Here is a 24457-nt window from a genome sequence, read left to right as displayed (position 1 = left end):
GAAGGGTCGCAACAATACCGCTTACGTTTTCTGCCTGATGGAGGAACATCATGACATTCACCCGCCGCACGCTATTGGGGGCCTTGGCCGCTGCTTGCCTTTCTACCAGTGCCGCCGCACAAGAGGTCACATTGCGCCTGCACCAGTTCCTGCCCGCACAGGCGAACGTACCAGCGCATATCCTTGACGTCTGGGCGGATAACGTCGAAGCGGACAGCAATGGCCGGATCAAGATCGACCGTTTCCCTTCGATGCAGTTGGGCGGCACGCCACCGCAGTTGATTGATCAGGCAATTGATGGTGTGGCTGATATTGTCTGGACGGTCGCTGGGTATACACCGGGTCGCTTCCCGCAGTTGGAAGTGTTCGAGCTGCCATTCATCTCACCCGACGCCGAAGCCACTTCGCGCGCGTTTTGGAAACTGGCCGAAGCTCGGATGATGGATACTGATTTTGCGGACTTCAAACCTTTGGGCCTCTGGGTGCATGGGCCGGGTGTCATCCACACTAATCGTCCGATCACCGATGTCGCTGATCTGCGGGGTTTGAAGTTGCGCGCACCGTCACGGACAACAACGACGATGTTTACCGAACTCGGCGCAACATCAGTGGGTATGCCCGTACCTGCTGTCCCTGAATCGCTTTCGCGCGGCGTTATCGATGGTGCGGTGATCCCGTGGGAAGTTGTTCCGGCGCTTAAAGTGCAAGAACTGGTCAGCTATCACACCGAATTCCCTGGTGATGCGCTTTATACACTGGCTTTTATCATGGCGATGAACCAAGACGTTTATGACGCGTTGCCTGCTGATTTGCAGGCGGTTATCGACGCCAATTCCGGACTGGAGTTTTCAGCCTTTGCCGGGCGCACCCAGCAAAATGATGACGCTCCCGGTCGCGCTTTGGCCGAAGAGCTTGGGAACACCATCATCACATTGGACGCGGCGCAAGTTGCCGCATGGCGCGAAGCCAGCCAGCCTACAATCGACAATTGGATTGCCGAGGCAACGGCGGCAGGTCTCGATGGGCAGGGCATCTATGACGATGCCGTGGCGCTGATCGCAGAACACAACACGGGCAACTAAGGCAGGTTTGTGCTGCAAGCTGCGATCCAGAAACTGGCCCAATTCATGGCACTGCTCGGTGGGGTGGTGCTCTGTCTTTTGGTGATCATGGTCTGCGTCAGCGTCAGTGGGCGCGAACTCAGCGATTTGGCGTATTCAGGGTTGTTGCGCGGTATCGGTGATTGGCTGATTGACCTGGGCATCGGCCCGATTCTGGGCGATTTCGAACTGGTCGAAGCAGGCGTTGCTTTTGCTATTTTCGCATTCTTGCCGCTGACCCAACTCACCGGCGCCCATGCCAAGGTCGATGTCTTTTCCAAGGGTATGGGCGCCAAGGCGGATCGCGCTTTGGGCACGTTTTGGAGCGTTGTGATGGCGGTGGTCATCGTGCTGATCACATTGCGGCTGTTCGTCGGCATGCAAGACAAGATGCGCTATGGTGAAACGACTTATCTGATCCAATTCCCTATTTGGTGGGCCTATGCGGCCAGTCTGGTTGCCGCACTCACCGCCAGCGTCGTCAGTATCTATTGCGCCGCCATGCGCCTGACGGGTCAGCGCATCCTATGACCGACCTCGCGCTGGGCTATCTGTCCTTTCCCTTTCTGCTGTTGCTGATCTTCCTGCGCGCACCCATCGGACTTGCGATGCTTTTGTGCGGGATCGGCGGGCTTTGGCTGGCGACAGACGGGACAACGGTTTTCATGGCGCGGCTGAAATCCGAGGTGTTTTCGACCTTCTCCAGCTACAACCTGTCGATTATCCCCATGTTCCTGCTGATGGGACAATTCGCCACCTATTCCGGCATGTCACGTTCCCTGTTCAAAGCGGCAGAGGCATGGTTGGGCCACCGTAAAGGCGGCATGGCGATGGCTTCGGTCGGGGCCTGCGCAGGGTTTGGTGCGATCTGCGGGTCGTCGCTGGCAACCGCTGCGACGATGAGCAAGGTCGCCCTGCCGGAACTGCGCAAATACGGCTATTCGGGCGGGTTTTCGACCGCAACGCTGGCTGCGGGGGGAACGTTGGGCATCCTGATCCCACCTTCGGTCATCCTCGTGATCTATGCGATCCTGACCGAGCAAAACATCGCGAAACTCTTCGCGGCTGCGTTTATCCCCGGCATCTTGGCTGCTCTGGGTTACATGCTCACCATCGCAATCTACGTCCGGCTCTACCCTGATCAGGCAGGCACGCGCACACGTATCCCATATGCAGCGCGCTTCAAAGCGCTTGGCGCCGTTTGGCCTGTTCTGATCGTCTTTGGTCTGGTGGTCGGTGGCATCTATCAGGGTTGGTTCACCCCGACAGAGGGGGCCGCTGTCGGGGCAATGGGCACTGGCCTCATCGCGCTGTTCTCTGGCGCGCTCAATTGGCAGGTGTTCAGGCAAAGCATCACGGAAACTGCAACGGGCACCGGTATGATCTTTTTCATCGTGCTGGGGGCCGGGTTCTACAACGGGTTTCTTGCGCTGACGCAAGTGCCGCAAGAACTGTCCGCGTGGGTTGCACTACAAGGGTTCAGCCCGTGGATGGTGATGGTACTGATCCTTGTCTTCTACCTAGTCCTTGGCTGCCTGATGGACAGCCTATCCATGATCCTGCTGACTGTTCCGATCTTCTGGCCGGTCATTTCCGGCCTCGATTTCGGGATGACCACGGAAGAACTGGCAATCTGGTTCGGTATCATGGTCCTGATCGTGGTTGAGGTGGGTTTGATCACGCCACCTGTGGGCATGAACCTCTTTATTATCAACAGTATGGACCGGGAAACGCCGATGACGGCAACCTATCGGTCGGTGCTATTCTTTGTCGGCTCCGATGTGGTGCGGGTGTTCATCCTCTTGATGTTCCCGGCAATCACCTTGGTATTTGTTTAGCGCGCTTATCTGTTCGGGTTCGGCTCACCGTTCAAATCAATGTCGCACGGCAAGGCGCGGTCGATCACGCGCTGGGCGTTAGGAATGTCATTGCCTTCGGCACGGCGCGTGGCGACGGCGGAGGAGTAATTCAGGCTGAGCCAACGATGGATCAGACGCGCACGCAGTTCTGGCATGGGGACGTTGACGCGCACAGACAGATCCCAAAGACCTGCAAGTGCGGACCAAGGGGCCTCATCAAACATCAGGTAATTGCCTTCAACAATCACCACTTTGGCTGCAGCAGGCACCGCGACAGAGCTTATGCGATGGCCAGATCGCGGGTGCGATCAAAGGAGGGCGCGAACACCTCATCCCCGGTTTTCAGCGCATGGATCAGGCGCAAGAAACCCGGCGCATCGAACGTCTCGGGCGCACCCTTGCGCGGGCGCAGGCCACGGGCCTCCAATATGTTGTTATCAAGGTGAAACCCGTCCATCGGCACCACAATCGCCTTGCGCCCTTGGGCGTTCAGACGGCGGGCCAATTCGCTGGACAGAGTTGACTTGCCACAGCCCGGCGCGCCGGTGATGGCGACCAACTGGCGATCACTCTCTTTGTCCAACACACGCTCTGCCAGCGTGTTGGTATGTGCGGTCAGTGTATTCACTGCATCTGCCTCTGATGTCAGGGTTTGCCCTGTTTTGCAGAATCCTAGCGCGTGTTGCCCTGCGACGCGACATATTTTTGTTACCAAGCGGTCAAATGCCGAAGACGTGGGCCGTCATATGCGGAGAAAAGTGGCGATTGCGGTTTCTTTGCCTTAGGTTAAAGCGCAGAAGGCAAAACGATCGGACAGTCAAAAGCGTGGCGACAATTCTCAAGATATGGCGTGTCTTGGTCGCGGTGTGGACGACAGCGGGTGAAAAGCACCTTGGCCTGATCGCGGCAGGTGTGGCGTTTTTTGGCATGTTTGGGATTTTCCCAGGCATTGCGGCGGTCATTGCGATTTTTGGATTGATTGCTGATCCGGTGGTCATCGCCGAGCAGCTGGCACTGATGGAAGATATCATTCCGCCGGATGCCTATAACCTCATCGCAAGTCAGGTGTTTCGTTTGGTCGCCGCACCGTCAGGTGCTTTGGGCTGGGCCACAGGTGTCTCAATTGCCTTGGCGCTTTGGTCCTGTCGGGCAGGGGTCGCGGCCTTGATCGGGGGTCTTAATGCGATTGCGGGGCAGCGCATGCGGAACGGGATTTGGCAGATGGTTGTCGCGCTGATGCTGACAGTGGCTTTGGTCAGTCTGGCGATTGTCGCGTTAATCGTTGTCGTAATCGTGCCAATTGGTCTGGCGTTCATCCCGGTGGCCAGTTCAACCGCGTGGCTGTTGGAAGGCATCCGGTGGTTGGTCGCCTTGGGCGTCCTGATGATCGGTTTGAGCCTGCTGTACCGTTTTGGACCCGCCCGGATCGGCAGTCGTGGGCGCTGGGTCACGGTGGGTGCCTTTGTCGTTGTCGTGCTTTGGGTCGCAGCCTCGGCGGGGCTGTCCTACTACCTGACCAACTTTGCCAGTTATAATGAGGTGTATGGCTCGATCGGCGCTGTTATCGGCCTGCTGCTGTGGCTTTATGTCAGCGCATATCTGATCTTGCTCGGTGCGGCGTTGAATGTCGAAGTACATGGCTATGACGCGCCACCTGAAGCCGAGGACACAACCTATATCTAGGTCACCTGCGCGACCTGTTTATATGCCGGATCATCCCAGAGCTTGTCTGCCATCACATCGGCAATGACATCAATCGCGGCGTCCACGTCACCTGCATCAATGAACAGCGGACAGAACCCAAAACGCATGATATCGGGCGCGCGGAAGTCACCGACGACATTGCGTGCGATACAAGCCTGCATGGCGGCATAGCCATGTGCGAAGGAAAATGACACTTGGCTGCCGCGCTGATAGGGATCGCGTGGGCTGGCGAGGGTCAGTTGCGGGCACCTGGCCTCAACGCCTGCGATGAAGCGCTCGGTCAGAGTGATAGAGGCTGCGCGCAGCGCACCCATATCCACCTGATCCCAGATATCCAGCGACGCATCGAGCGCCGCCATCTGCAACACGGGTGGCGTGCCCACCCGCATACGCTCAATCCCTGATCCCGGGCGATAGTCGAGATCAAAGGCAAAGGGGGCTTCATGGCCCAACCAACCCGACAGTGCAGGCTGGCATTGGTTGATGCGCCGGGGAGAGATGTAAATGAACGCAGGCGCACCGGGACCGGCGTTGAGGTATTTATAGGTGCAACCGACGGCGAAATCCGCATTGCACCCTTGCAGGTCTACTGCCATCGCGCCTGCGGTATGCGCCAGATCCCAAGAGGCGATGGCACCGACCGCATGCGCCTTTTCGGTCAAAGTCTTCATGTCATGCAGCCGTCCGGTGCGGTAATCGACCTGCGTCAGCATCAGAACAGCAAGATCATTGTCGATGTGATTTTCCACTTCTTCAGGTGCGACAACACGCAGCTCATGTCCCCGCCCCAGTGATTTGATCAACCCCTCGGCCATGTAAATGTCAGACGGGAAATTGCCGCTGTCCGTCAGGATCACCTTGCGATCCGGCACCAGATCAATGGCCGCTGCAAGTGCCTGATAGACCTTGATCGACAGCGTGTCGCCCAACACCACATGCCCGGGTTCTGCGCCGATCAAACGCCCAATCCGGTCACCCAGCGCTGTCGGTTGCGCCATCCACCCTGCGCGGTTCCAACCGGTGATGACCTTTTCACCCCATTCAGCCGTCACCGCACGTTCCACGCGCGCGGCGGTGGCTTTGGGCAGCGGCCCAAGGGAGTTGCCATCGAGATAGATCATCCCCTCAGGCAGGTGGAACATGGCCTTTGTCGCGGCAAAATCAGTCATCAAGAGGCCTATTAGAAATTCAAACCAAGCGCGATCAGCGCCAGGGTTGCGGGAACGGTTTGGGCAAACAATGCCGCCCTGATCCCGCAGAAAGCAGCGTAGAGGCCTGCGACGATGACGCAGAGCAATAGAAAGATCACCATTTGTCCGCCCGCTACACCCAGCACAAGGCCGTAAAGCAAGCCTGCCGCCAAGAACCCGTTATACAGCCCTTGGTTGGCCGCCATCACTTTGCTTTCTGCTGCAAACTCTGGTGTCGCCCCAAAAACCTTGCGCGTGCGTGGTGCCTCCCACCGAAACATCTCAAGCACCAGAAAATACGCGTGGATCAGGGCGACAAGCACAACCAGAACAGGCCCCACCATCAGACCTGCCCCCTGAAATCTGGATGGTCTGGCCGTTGATGCTGCGTGCACCATCCGAGCAGAGCCACATTGCGGCAGACGTCGTTTCATCCACCTCCAGCAGTTTGCGGTGGCGATTGCCCTTTGCTATTGCGTCAATCGCGCCCTGTTCATCGACGCCAAAGCGCTGCATCAGACCGGGGATCTGATTGCGCACGATGTCGGTATCGACATAACCGGGACACAGCGCGTTAAAGGTGATCGGACGGCGCATGAATTCTTCTGACAGGCCGCGGATCAACCCAATGACGCCATGTTTGGTCACCGTGTAGGGGATCGCGTTTTTCAGGCCACGCACACCTGCGATGGAACTGACGACAATCATCCGGGCCGGGGTCGCTTTTTCCAGCGTCTCCATTGCCGCCTGAAATGTCAGGAACACACCATCGAGGTTTGTGACCATGGTCTTGCGCCAATGCGCCAGCGTGGTTTTCTCAAACGGGCCACCTTCGGCAATGCCTGCATTCGCAACACAAATCTGGATAGGACCGCGCGCTTTGGCAGCGGCGGCGATGCCATCACGCACCGATGCTTCATCATCCACATCCATTCCCAAGGCATGCAGGCGATCTGAGGTCGCTGCAACTTCGGCCAGCTTATCGGCGCGACGCCCAGTGATTGTGACCTCTGCGCCAGCCGCGGCCAGTGCAATAGCGATGCCTGCGCCAATGCCCGTACCACCGCCCGTCACAAGCGCATGCTTTCCTGCGTGTTCCATGATGCCTCCTTGATTGGCGCCCATGCTAACGCCATGCGGGGCATGGACAAGGGCAAAGCGCTGCGGCAGAAACAGCTTCATGAAATGGATCGACATACCGCCCGTCTGGCTGCTACTTGCCCTCGTGCTGACATGGTGGATTGCGCAGTTGCAGCCGATGTCCTGGGCCATCGGTGGGCCGGTCACAGAACTGTTCGGCGGGCTTTTGGTCGGTGGCGGGATTGTGCTGATTTTGCTGGCGGCGGCTGAGATGCGCAAGCAACGCACCACAATAGTCCCACATAGGGAGGCGGACCGGCTGGTATCGTCCGGCATTTTCAAACGCAGCCGTAATCCAATCTATCTGGGGGACACGCTGGTGCTGGCGGGGCTGGCCCTGCGCTGGGAAGCCCCGATTGCCCTGTTACTGGTTCCGCTTTTCATATTCACGATTACGCAGCGTTTCATCGTCCCCGAAGAAAACCGCTTGCGGGTCAAATTCCGCGCCGAATTCGCACGTTACTGTCAGAAGACGCGACGTTGGGTGTGACTGTTAGCGCATGACACTTAATGTCATGGGTGCCTGTCTCTTGTGAAATATTCTTTCGCGCTATAATGCATCCTCACTGCGAGAATTGAAATGGGGGATGGTCCGTGAAGATCGGCACACCAAAAGAGACATTTGAAGGCGAAGATCGGGTCGCAATGACACCCGCTTCCGCCAAGGATCTGCAAAAGCTCGGCTATGATTGCGTGATTGAAACCGGGGCCGGTGCAGGTGCCGGGTTTTCCGACGCGGCCTATCAGGATGCTGGTGTCGAGGTGGTAAAAACGGCCGCCGCCCTTTTCAAAGTCGCCGATATTGTCGCAAAAGTGCGCCCCCCATCGGATGCCGAAACCAAACGCCTGCGCGAAGGCCAAACCCTGATCTCTTTCTTCTATCCTGCGCAGAATGAAAAGCTGATGGAGGCCGCCAATAAGAAAGGCGCCACAGTCATCGCGATGGACATGGTGCCGCGTATCTCGCGCGCGCAAAAGATGGACGCGCTGTCATCCATGGCCAATATCGCAGGTTATCGCGCCGTCATTGAAGCGGGTAACAACTTTGGTCGTTTCTTCACCGGTCAGGTGACCGCTGCGGGTAAAGTACCTCCCGCGAAAGTTCTCGTGGTGGGTGCAGGCGTGGCCGGTTTGGCCGCCATCGGGACCGCCACGTCGCTCGGGGCAATCACTTACGCCTTTGACGTCCGCCCTGAAGTGGCCGAGCAAGTTGAATCCATGGGGGCCGAATTCGTTTTCCTCGACTTCGAAGAAGAACAGCAGGATGGTGCCGCGACGGGTGGTTACGCTGCCGTGTCCAGTCCCGAGTTCGCCGCGGCCCAACTGGCCAAATTCCGCGAAATCGCACCCGACATCGATATCGTGATCACCACAGCGCTGATCCCCGGTCGCGACGCGCCCGAACTTTGGACCAAGGATATGGTCGAAAGCATGAAACCCGGTTCGGTCATCGTGGACCTTGCAGCCGAGCGCGGCGGCAACTGCAAACTGACCGTCATGGACGAAAAGATCGTCACCGATAACGGTGTCACGATCATCGGCTACACCGACTTCCCCAGCCGGATGGCCGCGCAGTCTTCGACGCTCTATGCAACAAACATCCGTCACATGATGACGGACCTAACGCCAGAGAAAGACGGCACCCCAAATCACGATATGGAAGATGACGTGATCCGGGGTGCGACGGCCACGCATGCAGGTGAAATCACCTTCCCGCCACCGCCGCCCAAGGTAGCCGCGATTGCGGCCCAGCCTAAGAAAGAGGCCCCAAAAGAGCTGACAGCGGAAGAGAAGCGCGCACAAGAAGTGGCCGCCTTCCAGAAAGAGACCAAGACGCAAGTGGGCCTGCTGGCCATTGGTGCGGCGTTGATCCTCGGCATCGGGTTGATCCCCGGTATGCCCGCCAGCTTCATGCAGCACTTCATCGTGTTCGTTTTGTCGGTCTTCATCGGCTTCCAGGTGATCTGGAACGTCGCGCATTCGCTGCACACGCCGCTGATGGCTGTGACCAACGCGATTTCGTCGATCATCATTCTGGGTGCGCTCATACAAATCGGGTCTACCAGCGTGTTGATCACGATCTTGGCAGCACTGGGTATCTTCATGGCCGCCGTGAACATCTTCGGTGGCTTCCTCGTGACACGGCGGATGCTCGCCATGTTCCAAAAGTCTTAAAGGGGCAGGGCAATGGATAACGCATTTACAATCGCGGCCTATGTGGTCGCTGGTGTTCTTTTCATCCTTTCACTGGGTGGCCTGTCTGGGCAGGAAAGCGCAAAGCGGGCTGTGTGGTATGGGATCGCAGGCATGGCGCTGGCGGTTCTGGCTACGCTCGTGGGTCCCGGTGCCGGGCTTGGCCTGCTTTCCATCATCCTGATCGGGTTGGGCGGCATGGTTGGCTATCAACTGGCCACCAAGGTTGAGATGACTCAGATGCCTGAGCTGGTCGCGATCATGCACTCCATGGTGGGTCTGGCTGCGGTCTTTGTGGGCTTCAACGCTGATATCATGATCAACAACATGAGCGCGCTTTACGCGGCCAATGGTCAGGTGCTCGGCGCTGTCGGGCCGGATGGCATTACTGCAATTGGTTTGCCGAAAGAGGCTTATGAGGGTCTCAGTGCCTTTGGTCAGTTGATCGCCAAGAAATCCAGCGTTGAGATCAGCATCCTGCGGGTTGAACTGGTGTTGGGCATCTGGATTGGTGCCGTGACATTCACTGGCTCCGTCATCGCCTATGCGAAGCTTGCTGGCAATTCGAGCAAGCTGCCTTTCAAGGTGGATACGGGCGCCAACAAACTGCCCGGTGGTCACCTGTTGAATGCGGCTGCGGCGGCGCTCTCGGTTATTCTGCTGTTTGTTTACATGAGCGGCGGTGGCTCTTGGGCGCTGGTACTGCTGACGCTGGCGGGCCTTTTCATCGGGTATCACCTGATCATGGGCATTGGCGGCGCGGATATGCCCGTCGTTGTGTCCATGCTGAACAGCTACTCTGGCTGGGCCGCAGCGGCGATTGGTTTCAGCCTCGGCAATGACCTGTTGATCGTGGTCGGTGCGCTGGTCGGCTCCTCTGGTGCGATCCTGTCCTACATCATGTGTAAGGCGATGAACCGGTCGTTTGTTTCGGTCATATTGGGTGGTTTCGGCGGCCCTGCAGGTGAGCAGATGGCCGTTGAGGGAGAACAGGTCGCGATTGATGCTGACGGCGTTGCCGTCGCGCTGAGTGAGGCGGATAGCGTCATCATCATCCCCGGGTATGGGATGGCGGTTGCACAGGCGCAGCAGGCTGTCTCCGAACTGGTCCGCAAACTGCGTGCGCAGGGCAAGAACGTGCGCTTCGCGATCCACCCGGTTGCGGGGCGTCTGCCGGGGCACATGAACGTGCTGCTGGCTGAGGCCAAGGTTCCATATGACATCGTGATGGAAATGGATGAGATCAACGATGACTTCCCGGATACGGATGTGGCTATCGTAATCGGGTCCAATGATATCGTGAACCCGGCGGCACAGGATGATCCGAACAGCCCGATTGCGGGTATGCCGGTATTGGAATGCTGGAAAGCCAAGCAGGTGTTCGTGTCCAAGCGTGGGCAGGGGACTGGCTATTCCGGCATCGAGAACCCGCTGTTCTTCAAGGACAACACGCGGATGTTCTATGGCGATGCGAAGAAATCTTTGGACGAATTGTTGCCAAAGATCGACTGATGATCATGTAAGATGGATCATGATCCATCTTACGCAAAAGCCCCGCAGCAAATGCTGCGGGGCTTTTGCGTGCAGTTCAGCACATCAAAGTGAAACAAAGTCTGCGAATGTTAGTTGTGAGCGCAAAAGTCGCCGATGCTGCCTCCTGTACGATTGTCCGGTATGCTAAATTGTTTATCAACGGGGATTTTGGGACGGGTCGCGACTTGATTTCAAAGCGGCCTAGGTAACCCTTTGGTCTTAAGCCAAAGCCAGCCTTTGAAGCCAGCTACCATCAAGACAGAACAGATCAACGGCACAATCCAACTTGTAACAATCTGAACGCCGCCAATCCGCTCGATCCCAACATCCATCAACGCGACGTAACCTGAAAGTGCGCTGAGGATGAGAAATGCAGCGAACAACACAACCACTGATGGTATCCACCCCGATTTCTCAGCACGGATGCGAAAAGCAATAGCAATAAGGGGCAATGAAATTGCCGCGCACGACGTGGCGAGGGTCAAGTCTGGTGACTGTTGAGAGAGTGCAATCAGTGCCGTCAGAGCCGCATTGCCTCCCATAAGCAATACGGGGAGTCCAGCCATCTTAACAGCTTCCTTCGCGCTCTCCTCATCGACACATGATATCCAATATCCAAAGATTTTTGTTTTTGATGCCATCTTGCTCACCTGCTCAAGAACCCAAAATGCCACCGTTGGCTAGCGGTTATTTTCCAGCTCAATCTAACGTGCAAGCTAGTCTTAAGCTATTTCAATCGGACGGAGCGTGGAAAAGCAGACTTCGGTGCAACCGCGCGAAGGAGCGCTTAATCCGCAAAGCTGACTTAGGTCAACCTACTGATGTTCTTCCCTACAGCCCTCTGATCCGTGGATCCAACGCGTCGCGCAGACCATCACCGATATAGTTCACCGCCAGAACGGTTAGCGAAATCGCCAGGCCGGGCCACAGCACCCGTTCGGGAAAGGCTGTCATGCGGTCGACGCTATCGAAAAGGATCTTGCCCCATGTGGGGAAGTCAGACGGAAAGCCCAAGCCAAGGAAGGACAGCGCGCTTTCGGTGATAATTGCCGTCGCCAGACCCAAAGTGGCCGACACCATAATCGGCGACAGGACATTGGGCAGAATATGCCGCGTGATCATACGGCGCGGCGGCGTGCCGATCGAGCGTGCGGCAAGAACGAACTCACGTTCCTTCAGTGCCATGACGTCACCGCGTACAATCCGTGCCGTCTGCATCCATGACGTAATCCCGATCCCGACTACAATCAGCAGGAAAATTCCGTTCTCTGGCCCAAAGGCGGCCCTTAGCGGATCGCGGAACAACAGCATCATGACCAACAGAAGTGGAAGCAGCGGTAGTGACAGCACCAGATCGGTAAAGCGCATCAGCCCCCAATCCAACCGCTTGAAATAGCCAGCAAGCACGCCAACAAACGTCCCAATCAAGATGGCGAGGATCATTGCGGTCCAGCCAACGGCAAGTGAAATGCGCCCGCCCTGCATAATGTTCGCCATGATATCGCGGCCAAGATGATCGGTACCCATTGGCCGCGCCCAGCTTGTCTTAGCGTCGCCATCCCAGATCGCCACATAGATGGGCCTTACATCCTTGTTGCGGATATCTAACTTTCCGGGATCGACGTCCCATACAATCGGTCCAAGTGCACAGAAAACCGTAATAAATATCAAGAAGATCAGACCGGCCATCGCGCCTTTGTGTGATCGAAACTGATCCCATACGTCCAGCCACTGATTGCGGGCCTTCTCTTCCGGTTCGAACGGTGCGTTCGGGTCGACCTGATCGACGGGTTGTACTTGATTTGAGATATCAGTCATAGCGGATCCTCGGATCAAGGATGCCGTAAAGAATATCGGCAATCAGGTTCATCATCACAATCAACACGGCCAGCAGGAAGGTAATCGTCATGACCATCGGAATATCGGAGCCCTGCAAGGCAATGATCAATAGTTGGCCCAGACCATTCACTTTGAAGACCTGTTCGGTAATGATCGCGCCGCCAAAAATCGATGGGATACCAAGGGCAATCACGGTGACAACAGGGATCATGGAGTTGCGCAGAACGTGGCGCATGACAACGATGCTTTCCGACATGCCCTTTGCCCGGGCGGTGCGTACATAGTCTTGCCCTAGGTTATCGAGCATTGAGGCACGCATATAGCGGCTGACCTGTGCTGTTGTTTGCAATGCCAAAACCATGACTGGCATGATCATCTGTTGCAGTTGGAATTTGAAAGTCTCCCAATCAACGACCTCATGTGTGGTGTCGTAAATTGATGGCAACCAGCCCAGCTGGACCGAAAAGATTACGATCACCAGAACCCCCGAAAAGAAAGGCGGGACCGAAAAACCGATCATGCTGATGAATGTTCCGGCCTGATCAAAAACCGAATACTGCTTGTAGGCACTGATGATACCGATAGGCAGGGCGATGGCCACGCCAACGACGTAAGACATGCCAACCACCCACAGCGTTTGCGGCATGCGTTCGGCGATGGTGTCAAAAACCGGGCTGCGGGACTGGAAGCTGATAATGCGCTGCGCCCCGTCGGCGAAGTTGGTGCCGAATGCGCCATCGATCCAATACTGCGGCTCGACGACAAAGAACTGATAAAGCCAGAGGTAAAAGCGCGTGTACCAAGGTTCGCCCAAACCCAGGGCTTCGCGCATGCGTTGTTTGACGTCATCGGGGATCGTTAGGGGCATCTGGCCCATGGGGTCGCCGGGCGCAAGTTCCAGCAGCAGGAAGATGACCAAAGCAATAAACAAAAGCGTCGGGATCGACAGGACCAATCTACGGATCGTGTAGTTGAGCATGAATAGGCGCCTTGGTTTATAGTTTTGAGAAGGGATTGTTGGGCGCGGCGCACCACGCCCAACAAAGCTTTGATTTAGCGGTTGTCGCCAGTCCGGTACCAGTCAGCAATGTTCCACAGCTCACTGTCCCAAACGTTCAGGTCGATGCCACCAAGGCTGTTGGCATGCGCAGACAGACGACCACGGTGAACAAGTGGGATCATGCCGCCGTTTTCAACCATCAGGTCGTTCAGCTGACGGGCAATTGCCGCACGCTCAGACGCGTCTGCCGTTGTGGTCAACTGTGCGTGCAACGCGTCATACTCTTCGTTGCAGAAGCGGCTGATGTTCTCACCCTGCCACTGAGAGGCCGGGCTTGGTGCCTTGTCGCACAGACCGTTGGCCAGGTAAGCCTGCGGATCAGTGCCGTTGAAGGTGTTGGCGTACATTTCAACATCAGCATAGAACTTCTGGAAGGTGTCAGGCGAACCCGGGTCCCCACCAAAGAACACAGACGCATCAATGTTACGCAGTTCGGCGTCGATACCGATCTCGGACCACCACTCTTTGATCAGCGCCTGGAAATCCTGACGCACAGCGTTCGTGGATGTCTGATACAGGATCGCCATCGGTACGCCATTTGCTTCACGTACACCGTCGCCGTCGGTGTCGAGATAGCCGGCTGCATCCAGCATCGCATTCGCACCAGCGATATCCTGCACGTCACAAGTAAACGTCTCAGAGTTCACCGCAGCCGGTGCAGGCACCCAGTTACAGGTCACCTTACCAGCTTGGCCGTAACCAACCTCAACCAGCAATGGACGATCTATGGCCATGGACATGGCTTTATAGACCGCCGGATCACCCAGGAATGGGTGCGGACGTACAACAGAGCGTTCATCTGGGCCAAGTGCCGGATCTGGGTTTGTGTTGTTCAGCATGATACGCTCAACCAGCGGGCCAAAGCCTGCGACAGGTGTGCCAAGACCGCCTGCTTCCATGCTGGCGATCACATCAGGTGCCAGTTGCAAGTTCCACGCGTAGTCAAATTCACCTGTTTCCATGACCGCACGTCCGGCCGCCGTTGCGTCGCCGCCACCTTTGAAGGTTACGGACGCAAAGGCCGGTTTGTTCGGATCACGATAGTTTTCATTCGCGACCAGCTGGATGACGTCATTGGTACGGAACTCGGTGACAACAAAAGGACCGGTGCCGATTGGGCCAAAATTTTCGTCGGTGCATTCAGGTGCCTTGGCGCCCATGCAATCAGCAAACTGTGCGGCTTGCAAAATGGGGCTCTCACCGCCGACAAAGGGGCCGTAAGGGAACGGCGTCGGGCCGTCAAAGTTTACAACAACGGTCAGATCGTCTGGCGTGTCGACCGACGAGACGCCTTCGAACTTGGTCAGCTGCGCACAGCCGGACTCCGGGTCGGTGCAATATTCATATGTGAATTTCACATCTGCAGATGTGAATGGTGTGCCATCAGACCACAAAATGCCTTCGGTGATTTTCCACGTGATGGATGTCAAATCCTCGGACACGCCGCCGTTTGACACTGTTGGCACTTCTTCGACCAACCAAGGTGTCAATGCGCCAGAGCTGTCGTAACGGGCCAGCGGCTCGATGACGAGCGAGGCGGATTCGATATCCTTGGTGCCACCGGACAGGAAGGGGTTCAGGATGGATGGGGCTTGCCAATAGATGATTTTGACTTCGCCATCACGGCCACGTTCACCTTCATGCGCATCAGCATAAGCCAATGGCGCAACGCAAACGGTCGCAACAGCGCCCATCAGGGCTGTTTTGAGTTTCATGTTGTCTTCTCCTTGTTGGTGTTCTGCCAGTGAATTTTTTCGTCTGACTTATCTGACAGTGCGCTGGGGTACTCAAACGATCCGACAAGAGCAGAACAGAAAGAGACCCCAACAAACATGCTGCAATACAAGCGCTGAACCAATTGGATTGCAAGCCTTGTCATTACGTTGTCGTACAGAGTCACCTTGGGTCGATGAAAGCTTGGGCATTGTGCATTTGACACGGGACGCGATGCTTGCGAGCGTTGCACAACAAAAAGGACTCGCTCATGCTTGATACAAAGCCCATCGCAGATATCCGCAATCTGAAGGTCGAATTTTCGACAAAAGGCGGTACGGTCAAGGCCGTTAAGGATGTTTCGATCAGTATCAATCCGGGTGAAACCGTCTGCATCGTCGGGGAAAGCGGATCAGGCAAGTCTGTCACGTCCCTGTCTTTGATGCGACTTGTCGAGTATGGCGGCGGCAGAATTGTCAATGGCGCCCTGAACTTTGAGCATAAAGACGGTGAGTTGGAAGATCTTGCAGAAAGATCTGGGACCGCAATGCAGGACATCCGCGGGAACGAAATCGGTATGATTTTTCAGGAGCCTATGACGTCGCTGAACCCGGTCTTTACACTTGGTATGCAGCTGACCGAAGGCTTGATCCGGCACAAGGGAATGTCCAAGCAGGAAGCCAGAAAAGCGGCGGTGGAACTGTTAAGGCAGGTTCGTATTCCAGAGCCTGAACGCAGGCTTAACCAGTATCCGCATGAGTTATCTGGTGGTATGCGCCAAAGGGTTGTGATTGCAATTGCGCTGGCCTGCGAACCACGGCTTCTGATCGCAGATGAACCGACAACCGCGCTTGACGTGACGATTCAGGCTGAAATCCTTGCACTCATTGACCGGCTCAAGCGCGAAACGGGGACGGCTGTGTTGTTCATTACACATGACATGGCGGTCGTTGCGCAAATCGCCGACCGGGTCGTTGTGATGTTCCGGGGCGAGAAAGTCGAAGAGGGGACCGTCACTGATATCTTTGAGCGGCCCCAGCATCCATATACAAAATCGCTCTTGTCTGCTGTGCCACGCCTGGGTGAAATGTCTGGAACAGACTATCCCAGCCCGTTGCGCCTGATGGATGGAAGCGATGCTTCGGCAGAGCCGATCAAAGGTGAAGAGGAAACCATGCTTGAGGTCTCCGGGCTGACGACGCGTTTCGCGGTCAAAGGAGGGTTGTTCAGGCGCACGGTTGCTCAGGTTCATGCTGTGGAAGACGTCTCCTTCAAGATCAACAAGGGGCAAACGTTATCGCTGGTGGGCGAGTCTGGATGTGGTAAGTCGACGTGCGGCAGGTCCGTTCTGCGGTTGGTTGAACCGACCGCCGGTGAAATCAGAATAGATGGCAAAGACATTCGCGCGCTGGGGACGAAAGAACTCCGAGAGGCACGGCGAAATATGCAGATGGTATTTCAAGATCCATTTGCCTCGCTTAACCCGCAAATGACCTTACAAGATCAGGTTGCGGAGCCTTTGATCAATTATCAGATCACCTCTGGCGCGGATCTGGAAGAACGGGTCGCAAGACTGTTCGACAGAGTGGAACTGCCACGCAGTTTCCTGCTGCGTTACCCACACGAACTGTCTGGTGGCCAGCGCCAGCGTGTGGCCATTGCAAGGGCTCTCGCGCTTAATCCAAAGCTGATTATTGCCGATGAAGCCGTCAGCGCGCTTGATGTAAGTGTTCAGGCACAGGTGCTTAATCTTATGATGGAATTGCAAGCAGAGCTGGGTATCTCTTTCCTGTTTATCAGCCATGACATGGCAATCGTTGAACGTGTCAGCCACACCGTTGGGGTGATGTATTTGGGACGGATTGTTGAAATAGGGCCGCGAAAGGCGATCTTTGAAAATCCACAACATGACTACACAAGGCGGCTTCTATCTGCCGTGCCGATTGCCAATCCGCGTGAGCGTAAGTTAACGGGTGATCTTGATTTCTCTCCCATCCCATCGCCGATTCACCCTATGGACTATGCGCTTAAGCACCTTCAGAATATACAGAGGTCGGACCTGAGCACTTTGTGATGAAAGACCTAAAGGTTTGACAAAAATGCAAGCACGAGAGCTATTGGACCGGCTGGTGGGTTTTCCCACGGTGAGTCGCGACAGTAATCTGGATCTTATTGATTTTGTTGAGGAATACCTCGACGGGTTCGGTGTTGCATCCACACGAGTACCGAATGACGATGGCACCAAGGCGGCGCTGTATGCGCATGTCGGACCGGCGGTAGATGGCGGGGTCGTTTTGTCGGGTCACACTGACGTTGTGCCCGTAGACGGGCAGGCGTGGGACACCGATCCGTTTACGGTGACGGAACGCAACGGCAAACTGTATGGTCGTGGTACCTGCGACATGAAGGGGTTTGATGCGCTGGCACTCTCGGCTGTACCGCTTGCACTGGAACGGGGTATCAAGCGCCCGCTGCAAATCGCACTTAGCTATGATGAAGAGGTTGGTTGCACCGGCGCGCCACCGATGATCGACCACATGGTTAGCATGGGATTGCCGCGTGCCGATACCGTATTGGTAGGCGAACCTTCGATGATGAAGGTTGTCACAGGTCATAAGGGCGGTATCGGCTACAAGATGCATTTCAAAGGGTTCGAGGTGCATTCATCGCTGGCCCCAACCGGTGTCAGCGCCATCATGATGGCGGCCAAACTGATCAACTGGGCCAATGAAGTGAATGCCGAAAACGCGGCAAAAATCCCCAGCAATCTGGCCGCAGATTTTGTACCACCCTACACCACGCTACATGTCGGCACGATCAGCGGCGGCACAGCCCATAATATCACCGCAAAGGACTGCCACTTCGGTTTCGATTTCCGCATTGTACCGGGCGAAGACATTGGCGATTGGCAAGCGCGGTTCCTTGCGAAAGTGGCTGAACTTGAGGCTGAAATGAAGGCCGTGCGACCTGAAGCGGGCATCAGTGCCGAACAATATTTTCATGTCCCCGGTCTTGTGCCTGAACCTGCAGGCAAGGCCGAGGCCATGGTGCGCCAACTGACCGGCGAGAACGCCAGCAATGTAGTCAGCTATGGCACGGAGGCCGGGCAGTTTCAGGAGCGCGGCTACTCGGCCGTGATTTGCGGGCCGGGCGATATCGCACAGGCGCACCAGCCCAATGAATTTATCTCTGTTGATCAGTTCCAGCAGGGCGAGGCTTTTATTGGCTTAGCTGGTGGACATGCTGGCAAAGTAACACATGTTAAACAGTGCACCCACGACAATAGAAAACCGCGCATTGGAGACGTGAAAGATGCCTGTTAAAAACCGATTTTCCGAGTTGTTGCCTGAGATTACGGCGTGGAGGCGTGATCTTCACGCGCATCCTGAAATCCTGTTCGAGACGCATCGCACCTCTGCAATCGTTGCAGACAAGCTCAAGGAATTTGGTTGTGACGAAATCGCCACCGGAATCGGGCGGACTGGCGTCGTTGCCGTGATTGAAGGCAAGGCAAACACGTCGGGAAAGGTGATCGGGCTGCGCGCGGATATGGATGCGCTGCCGATCCATGAACAGACGGGGCTGCCCTACAAATCCACGATCGATGGGGCGATGCACGCTTGCGGGCATGACGGGCACACCGCGATGCTGTTGGGAGCTGCGAAGTACCTTGCCGAGACACGCAACTTTGATGGCACTGTTGTGGTCATCTTCCAACCTGCCGAAGAAGGCGGCGGTGGTGGAAAGGAGATGTGCGACGATGGCCTGATGGAGCGTTGGGGCATTCAGGAAGTCTACGGCATGCACAACTGGCCCGGCAAACCAGTGGGCAGTTTTGCGATCCGGCCGGGCGCGTTTTTTGCCGCTGCAGATCAGTTTGAAATGGTGATCGAAGGCAAGGGCGGTCATGCCGCCAAACCGCATGAGACGATTGATACAACCGTGGTTGCCAGTCAGATCGTGATTGCTTTGCAAACCATTGCATCACGCAATGCTGACCCGGTCGAGCAGGTTGTCGTTTCGGTGACCAGCTTTGAGACATCTTCAAAGACACATAATGTCATTCCACAAAGGGTACACCTGCGCGGCACGGTGCGCACGCTCTCCGCTGCGACCCGCGATCTGGCGGAAAAGCGTCTGAGCGAGATCGCACAGGGGATTGCCAGTACATTTGGCGCGACTGCAGACATTGATTATGTACGTGGCTATCCGGTGATGGTGAACAGCGAAGATCAGACAGCATTTGCTGCTGAAGTGGCGAAGTCAGTCTCGGGTGACTGCGAAACCGCACCCTTGGTGATGGGCGGCGAAGATTTCGCTTTCATGTTGGAGGAACGGCCGGGCGCCTACATTTTGGTGGGCAATGGCGACACTGCGTCGGTACATCACCCCGAATACAACTTTGATGATGATGCGATCCCGGCAGGTTGTTCCTGGTGGTCCGAAATTGTGGAACAGCGAATGCCAGCCGCCTAAGTGTGGTTTAGGCAAGGTGGATCAAGATCCACCTTACGCTACCCACCCGTGTGCGACATATGTCGGCTCACTTGCCCATCGACCTGCTGGCGCGAATAGTCAAAATCATGGCCCTTGGGCTTCAGCGCAATCGCCGCCCGGATCGCGTTTTCCAGATCAATATCAGCTTCTGATGCGCGCAAGGGTGCACGTAAGTCCGAGTGTCCCTCTTGCCCCAAGCAGGTATAAATCTCACCCGTGCACGTGATCCGCACCCGGTTGCAGCTTTCGCAGAAATTATGGCTCAGTGGCGTGATAAACCCAATCTTCTGTCCCGTATTCTCACCCCGCACATAACGGGCAGGGCCGCCGGTTTTCTCGGGCAAATCTGTCAATTCGGAACGCGCAGCCAATCGCGCGCGCAGGTCCTTGAGTGACCAGTATTGTCCAAAACGATCTTCATTGCCCAAGTCACCCATCGGCATGACCTCGATGAAGGTCAGATCCATATCGCGTGACGCGCACCAATCGGTCAGTGTTTCAAGCTCTTCTTCGTTAAAGCCCTTCAAAGCCACAGTATTGATCTTCACCCGCAGTCCGGCCTTTTGGGCGGCATCAATCCCGCGCATCACCTGGGGCAACCGGCCCCAGCGGGTGATCGCGGCAAATTTTGCCTCATCCAGTGTATCAAGCGAGATATTCACCCGCCGCACACCTGCGGCAAACAGATCGTCTGCGTATTTCTCAAGCTGGCTGCCGTTGGTCGTCAGCGTCAATTCATGCAACGCCCCGCTTTCCAGATGCCGCGACATGCCTTGAAAAAACGTCATGATCCCGCGACGTACCAAGGGTTCGCCCCCGGTGATCCGCAACTTGCGGACGCCAAGACGGACGAAGGCCGAACACATGCGGTCCAGCTCCTCCAGCGTCAGCAACTCTTTCTTGGGCAGGAACGTCATGTTCTCTGACATGCAATAGACACAGCGGAAATCGCAGCGGTCTGTCACCGATACCCGCAGGTATTCGATGGTGCGGGCGAAGGGGTCGATCAACGGCATTGTCATGCCAACCAACCTAGGCGTGGGCAAGCCCCTGCGCAAGCGACAAGCAGGCCGTTGCACGGCGCTACACTGCAGCATAGAGTCGCGGTATGAGACTGATCCTGATCCTGCCTGTCGTGGCCCTTGCTGGCTGTTCCACACCCTCTTTTCAAGGCCTCTTTGGTCCGTCGCCGCAGCCAACTGTCGCTGCACCGGCACCAACACTGAACCCGACACCACCGCCACCACCCCCGGCAAACGCGGTCACCGCCGAACAGTTTGACACCACCAGTCAGGAAGAACGCGCCGCCGCAGTCGTGTCAGAGACACCCAGTACAGCAGAGCCGTTGGGCACAACAATCGCCGCCCTCGGGCCACCGGCAGAACCCGGGATCTGGCTGAAAACGCCACTTGTTACGGCGCTGACTCCGGGCCGTGTGACTTATCAGGACAAGGCAATTAACATCGAACTGCGGCCATCCGGCGGGGCCGCCGGATCGGGTAGCCAGATCAGCCTTGCCGCGATGCGCCTGATCGAAGCGCCACTGACGTCATTGCCCGAACTGACGGTGTTCGCGGCGCCCTAATCAGGCAGTTTGCGCCTAGCTTCTTTGACCGCAAAGGGTTTCATATCAGCCGCATGGGCATCCAGAAAGGCGCGTACGCGGTCTGGGTCGTGTTTTGATAGCTCGCGCAGCCACCACGCAATCGCCTTTTGGATAAACCAGTCGTGGTCCGTGACATAGCCAGCGGCCCACCCCAACACCCGATCACGGATCGCCAGATCATCTGGCTTGGGGTTGTTCTGCTTGGTCCATGGCAGGGTCATCACAAGGGCGGCGCGTCGTGTCCAAATATGGCCGGATTGCGTCCAGGCTTCCACCTCGTCTAAACGCGACGGGTCGGCGACCAGACGTTTTTGCCCGGCAATACTGGCGTGATCTGCCACAGCCCAGGCGTCAAACTCAGGCACCCATGATGCTATCAACGCCCAGGCCCCCGCATCATCTGGTCTGATCCGCGCCTGCGTTAGCAGTTTGGCCGCAGCGACGCGCCCTTCATGGGTGTTGCCTTTCCAAAGGCCTTTGGCCAGTGCCAGCCGCGTCTCCAGATCAATCTCTGCGCGCCATGCTTTCACATGTGCATCAATCACCGGATTGGACACACCCAGATAGGGGCGATCCACTTTGTGATATTTGTGCATTTCTGCGGCTTTGGGCGGATCACCCAAAGCACGCAGTTCGGCAATCGCCGCCTTGGGTGTCATGGCAGAATATCCGTTGGCAGACCGTCCAGTGTCGTCTGATTGCGTTCTTCCCAATAGCGCGCAACGCCGACGTCACCCTTGTCAGCAGTCCATTTTAGCAGTGTGTCCCGGTCGCCCTTCTGCTCCATGAATGGAACAGCATATCCACAGGATGTCTGCACCATTTCAATGGTTTGCACATAAATCTGCCGCGCGCCGGGCAGGGCGGGCAGTTGGGCGGCCATCGCATCCCATTCCGCATTACGTGGGTGCAAGGTGCGGGCCGTGCCATAGGTGCGCAGGATCTGGGGTTTGATATCAAAGCTACACCACATCAGTGTCATGCGCGGATGATCCAGCAGATGTCCCGCCGTCTCATTCCCGCTGCCGGTGACGTTAATATAGGCAATCGTATTGGCATCCAGCACGCGCAAACTGTCCATGCCTTTGGGCGAGATATTGACCTTGCCATCGCGCGCTGCCGTGCCGGTAAAGAACATCGGTTGCGCGGCGATAAACGCCATATGCGCTTCGCTGAGCTGATCAAATTGCTTACCCATTCATTCCACCGTGACTGATTTTGCGAGGTTGCGGGGTTGGTCGACATCCGTCCCCTTGGCCACTGCCGTATGATAGGCGAGCAGTTGCGCCGGGATCGCATAGAGGATCGGGGCGAGGAAAGGGTCAATCTCGGGCATGATGATCGTGTCCCAGACACCGTCGCCAGCCTCATCTGCGCCTTTTTGATCCGTAATCAACAGCACCTTGCCACCGCGCGCCATGACCTCTTGCATATTGGACACGGTCTTGTCGAACAGGCTGTCGCGCGGGGCCATGACGATGACAGGAACGTGTTTATCAACCAGCGCGATGGGCCCGTGTTTTAACTCGCCAGACGCATAAGCTTCGGCATGTATATAGCTGATTTCTTTCAGTTTTAATGCACCTTCAAGTGCGAGAGGATACATCGCACCGCGCCCCAGAAACAGGATATCCCGTGCTTCGGACAGCTTGCGCGAGATGTCCTTGGATTTCTCCTCAATTCCCAGCGCATGGTTCAGCAGCCCTGGCAAAGCCCGCAGGCTTGTCAGTTTGTCGGCGAGGTCCGAGTCGCTTAGCGTGCCGCGCATCTGGGCGGCGCGCAGCGCGAGGATAGCCAGAGTGGTCAGCTGGCAGGTAAACGCCTTGGTTGACGCTACACCAATCTCTGTTCCGGCCAGGATCGGCAAGGGCAGGTCGCTTTCCCGCGCGATTGAGCTTTCAGGCACGTTCACGACCGACATGATCTTGTCGGCCTTGCCCTCCATATAACGCAGTGCGGCGAGCGTGTCGGCAGTCTCACCCGATTGGCTGACAAACAGTGCTACGGTGCCAGAGGTCACAGGCGGTTCGCGGTAGCGGAATTCGGAAGCCACATCGACCTCGACAGGGATGCCCGCGATCTGTTCGAACCAGTATTTGGCGACCAAGCAAGCATAGAAGGCTGTGCCGCAGGCCACCATGGTCATACGTTCGACCTTCGCGAAATCAATCTCAGGCTCCGGCATCGTCACAGCCGTGCCGTCGACACTGATGTAGTGCGACAGCGCGCCTTGCAGCACCACAGGTTGCTCGGCGATTTCCTTCGCCATGAAATGCTTGAAACCGGCCTTGTCCACGCGCGCGGTATCGATCTGGATCGTTTTGACAGCGCGGTTGGCGATGGCACCGTTTGCATCACGGATTTCAACGCTACTGCGTGTGATCACCGCCCAGTCACCCTCTTCCAGATAGCTGATCCGGTCGGTCATGGGGGCCAGTGCGATGGCATCGGAGCCGACAAACATCTCGCCTTCGCCATAACCAATCGCCAGCGGCGAGCCTTTGCGCGCGGCGATCAGCAGATCGTCTTCGCCATCGAACAGGAAACACAGGGCATAAGCCCCTTCAAGTCGCGCAATCGTCTGTTCAGCCGCATCGCGGGGGCTAAGGCCTTGACCGCGATAGTAATTCGCCAGAAGGGCCACGGTTTCCGTATCTGTGTCCGTCTCAAAACCGACACCTTGATCAGCCAGCAAGGCGCGCAATTCGCGGAAGTTTTCGACAATACCGTTATGGACCACAGCAACACCGCCCGCGCGATGTGGATGCGCGTTTCCTGCGTTTGGTGCACCATGCGTGGCCCAGCGGGTGTGACCGATGCCAGCTTTGCCGGGCAGCGGGTCATGCACAAGCACATCCGAGAGATTCACCAGCTTACCAACCGCGCGCCGCCGGTCTAACCGCAAATCATTGATTGTGGCGATCCCGGCACTGTCATAGCCGCGATATTCCAGCCGCTTGAGCGCCTCAACCAAAAGGGGCGCGGCCTCGTGATCGCCCAATACACCGACAATGCCACACATG

The 24457-nt window shown here is 56.6% G+C and carries 21 protein-coding genes and 2 pseudogenes; 11 read left to right on the top strand and 12 right to left on the bottom strand.

Annotation, left to right across the window (positions count from 1 at the left end):
* The first annotated feature begins 50 nt into the window (after positions 1 to 50).
* Genes QTO30_RS07190 through QTO30_RS07180 form a run of 3 tightly spaced genes read left to right on the top strand, consistent with a single transcriptional unit; the run spans position 51 to position 2938 of the window.
* Entirely contained in the window at positions 51 to 1082 is a 1032-nt protein-coding gene (locus QTO30_RS07190) for a TRAP transporter substrate-binding protein (protein ID WP_340423462.1), read from the top strand.
* Positions 1083 to 1091: 9 nt separating this feature from the next.
* A complete protein-coding gene (locus QTO30_RS07185) occupies positions 1092 to 1631 on the top strand; it encodes a TRAP transporter small permease (RefSeq protein ID WP_340423460.1) in 540 nt (179 codons plus the stop codon).
* Positions 1628 to 2938, top strand: a complete 1311-nt coding sequence (locus tag QTO30_RS07180) for a TRAP transporter large permease (RefSeq protein ID WP_340423459.1) — start codon at positions 1628 to 1630, stop codon at positions 2936 to 2938. Before QTO30_RS07185 ends, QTO30_RS07180 begins: the two co-directional genes overlap by 4 nt.
* Positions 2939 to 2943: 5 nt before the next feature.
* Here QTO30_RS07180 and QTO30_RS07175 read toward each other — a convergent pair.
* A pseudogene (locus QTO30_RS07175) lies at positions 2944 to 3587 on the bottom strand (nucleoside/nucleotide kinase family protein).
* Between the two features lie 197 nt (positions 3588 to 3784).
* Between QTO30_RS07175 and QTO30_RS07170 the strand changes: the two are divergent.
* Positions 3785 to 4642 (top strand): YihY/virulence factor BrkB family protein, encoded by an 858-nt coding sequence (locus tag QTO30_RS07170; RefSeq protein WP_340423457.1) that lies wholly within the window; start codon positions 3785 to 3787, stop codon positions 4640 to 4642.
* Here the strand turns inward: QTO30_RS07170 and kynU are convergent.
* Genes kynU through QTO30_RS07155 form a run of 3 tightly spaced genes read right to left on the bottom strand, consistent with a single transcriptional unit; the run spans position 4639 to position 6954 of the window.
* Positions 4639 to 5832: a kynureninase gene (gene kynU / locus QTO30_RS07165; RefSeq protein WP_340423455.1), complete on the bottom strand. Its 1194-nt coding sequence runs from the start codon at positions 5830 to 5832 to the stop codon at positions 4639 to 4641. The genes QTO30_RS07170 and kynU overlap by 4 nt on opposite strands.
* Before the next feature lie 11 nt (positions 5833 to 5843).
* On the bottom strand, positions 5844 to 6197 hold the full coding sequence (locus QTO30_RS07160; protein WP_340423454.1) for a DUF1304 domain-containing protein: 354 nt from the start codon (positions 6195 to 6197) through the stop codon (positions 5844 to 5846).
* On the bottom strand, positions 6136 to 6954 hold the full coding sequence (locus QTO30_RS07155) for an SDR family NAD(P)-dependent oxidoreductase (protein ID WP_340423451.1): 819 nt from the start codon (positions 6952 to 6954) through the stop codon (positions 6136 to 6138). Before QTO30_RS07155 ends, QTO30_RS07160 begins: the two co-directional genes overlap by 62 nt.
* Before the next feature lie 79 nt (positions 6955 to 7033).
* Here QTO30_RS07155 and QTO30_RS07150 point away from each other — a divergent pair, with 79 nt between their 5' ends.
* The 3 genes from QTO30_RS07150 to QTO30_RS07140 all read left to right on the top strand — a co-directional run bounded on the left by QTO30_RS07150 (position 7034) and on the right by QTO30_RS07140 (position 10698).
* The gene (locus QTO30_RS07150) at positions 7034 to 7483 is read left to right on the top strand and encodes a methyltransferase family protein (RefSeq protein WP_340423449.1); all 450 of its coding nucleotides are present in this window, start codon (positions 7034 to 7036) and stop codon (positions 7481 to 7483) included.
* Positions 7484 to 7587: 104 nt separating this feature from the next.
* Positions 7588 to 9168: a Re/Si-specific NAD(P)(+) transhydrogenase subunit alpha gene (locus QTO30_RS07145; protein WP_340423447.1), complete on the top strand. Its 1581-nt coding sequence runs from the start codon at positions 7588 to 7590 to the stop codon at positions 9166 to 9168.
* A gap of 12 nt (positions 9169 to 9180) precedes the next feature.
* Complete coding sequence (locus QTO30_RS07140) at positions 9181 to 10698, top strand: NAD(P)(+) transhydrogenase (Re/Si-specific) subunit beta (RefSeq protein ID WP_340423445.1); 1518 nt, start codon at positions 9181 to 9183, stop codon at positions 10696 to 10698.
* A gap of 212 nt (positions 10699 to 10910) precedes the next feature.
* Here the strand turns inward: QTO30_RS07140 and QTO30_RS07135 are convergent, their stop codons facing one another.
* The 4 genes from QTO30_RS07135 to QTO30_RS07120 form a co-directional block, all read right to left on the bottom strand.
* Positions 10911 to 11360: a hypothetical protein gene (locus QTO30_RS07135; RefSeq protein WP_340423444.1), complete on the bottom strand. Its 450-nt coding sequence runs from the start codon at positions 11358 to 11360 to the stop codon at positions 10911 to 10913.
* Positions 11361 to 11550: 190 nt separating this feature from the next.
* Positions 11551 to 12537: an ABC transporter permease gene (locus QTO30_RS07130; protein ID WP_340423443.1), complete on the bottom strand. Its 987-nt coding sequence runs from the start codon at positions 12535 to 12537 to the stop codon at positions 11551 to 11553.
* Entirely contained in the window at positions 12530 to 13537 is a 1008-nt protein-coding gene (locus QTO30_RS07125; protein WP_340423442.1) for an ABC transporter permease, read from the bottom strand. The genes QTO30_RS07130 and QTO30_RS07125 overlap by 8 nt, the downstream gene beginning before the upstream one ends.
* Before the next feature lie 74 nt (positions 13538 to 13611).
* A complete protein-coding gene (locus tag QTO30_RS07120) occupies positions 13612 to 15333 on the bottom strand; it encodes a peptide ABC transporter substrate-binding protein (protein ID WP_340423441.1) in 1722 nt (573 codons plus the stop codon).
* Positions 15334 to 15602: 269 nt separating this feature from the next.
* Here QTO30_RS07120 and QTO30_RS07115 point away from each other — a divergent pair.
* The 3 genes and pseudogenes from QTO30_RS07115 (at position 15603) to QTO30_RS07105 (ending at position 19807) form a co-directional block, all read left to right on the top strand.
* Positions 15603 to 17425, top strand: a pseudogene (locus tag QTO30_RS07115) (ABC transporter ATP-binding protein).
* Positions 17426 to 17430: 5 nt separating this feature from the next.
* Entirely contained in the window at positions 17431 to 18654 is a 1224-nt protein-coding gene (gene argE, locus QTO30_RS07110) for an acetylornithine deacetylase (protein WP_340425887.1), read from the top strand.
* Positions 18644 to 19807 carry a M20 aminoacylase family protein gene (locus QTO30_RS07105; protein ID WP_340423440.1) on the top strand — a complete coding sequence of 388 codons (1164 nt, stop codon included), beginning with the start codon at positions 18644 to 18646 and terminating at the stop codon, positions 19805 to 19807. Before argE ends, QTO30_RS07105 begins: the two co-directional genes overlap by 11 nt.
* A 38-nt stretch (positions 19808 to 19845) precedes the next feature.
* Here QTO30_RS07105 and moaA read toward each other — a convergent pair whose 3' ends face one another.
* Positions 19846 to 20850 carry a GTP 3',8-cyclase MoaA gene (gene moaA / locus QTO30_RS07100; RefSeq protein ID WP_340423438.1) on the bottom strand — a complete coding sequence of 335 codons (1005 nt, stop codon included), beginning with the start codon at positions 20848 to 20850 and terminating at the stop codon, positions 19846 to 19848.
* Positions 20851 to 20936: 86 nt separating this feature from the next.
* On the opposite strand from moaA, the gene QTO30_RS07095 reads away from it, so the two are divergent.
* Positions 20937 to 21413, top strand: coding sequence for a D-galactarate dehydratase (locus QTO30_RS07095; RefSeq protein ID WP_340423436.1), 477 nt, complete (start codon positions 20937 to 20939; stop codon positions 21411 to 21413).
* Here QTO30_RS07095 and QTO30_RS07090 read toward each other — a convergent pair.
* The 3 genes from QTO30_RS07090 to glmS are packed head-to-tail and all read right to left on the bottom strand — an operon-like array spanning position 21410 to position 24456.
* Entirely contained in the window at positions 21410 to 22093 is a 684-nt protein-coding gene (locus tag QTO30_RS07090; protein ID WP_340423435.1) for a DNA alkylation repair protein, read from the bottom strand. The two genes, QTO30_RS07095 and QTO30_RS07090, sit on opposite strands and share 4 nt — an antisense overlap.
* Entirely contained in the window at positions 22090 to 22632 is a 543-nt protein-coding gene (locus QTO30_RS07085; RefSeq protein WP_340423432.1) for a pyridoxamine 5'-phosphate oxidase family protein, read from the bottom strand. Before QTO30_RS07085 ends, QTO30_RS07090 begins: the two co-directional genes overlap by 4 nt.
* Positions 22633 to 24456 carry a glutamine--fructose-6-phosphate transaminase (isomerizing) gene (glmS, locus tag QTO30_RS07080; protein WP_340423429.1) on the bottom strand — a complete coding sequence of 608 codons (1824 nt, stop codon included), beginning with the start codon at positions 24454 to 24456 and terminating at the stop codon, positions 22633 to 22635. It abuts the gene before it with no gap.
* Between the last annotated feature and the right edge of the window lies 1 nt (position 24457).

It is taken from the genome of Yoonia sp. GPGPB17 (assembly GCF_037892195.1).
Classification (GTDB): domain Bacteria; phylum Pseudomonadota; class Alphaproteobacteria; order Rhodobacterales; family Rhodobacteraceae; genus Yoonia.
Note: the sequence above shows the minus strand (reverse complement) of the source record. Positions and strands in the feature narration are given on the sequence as shown.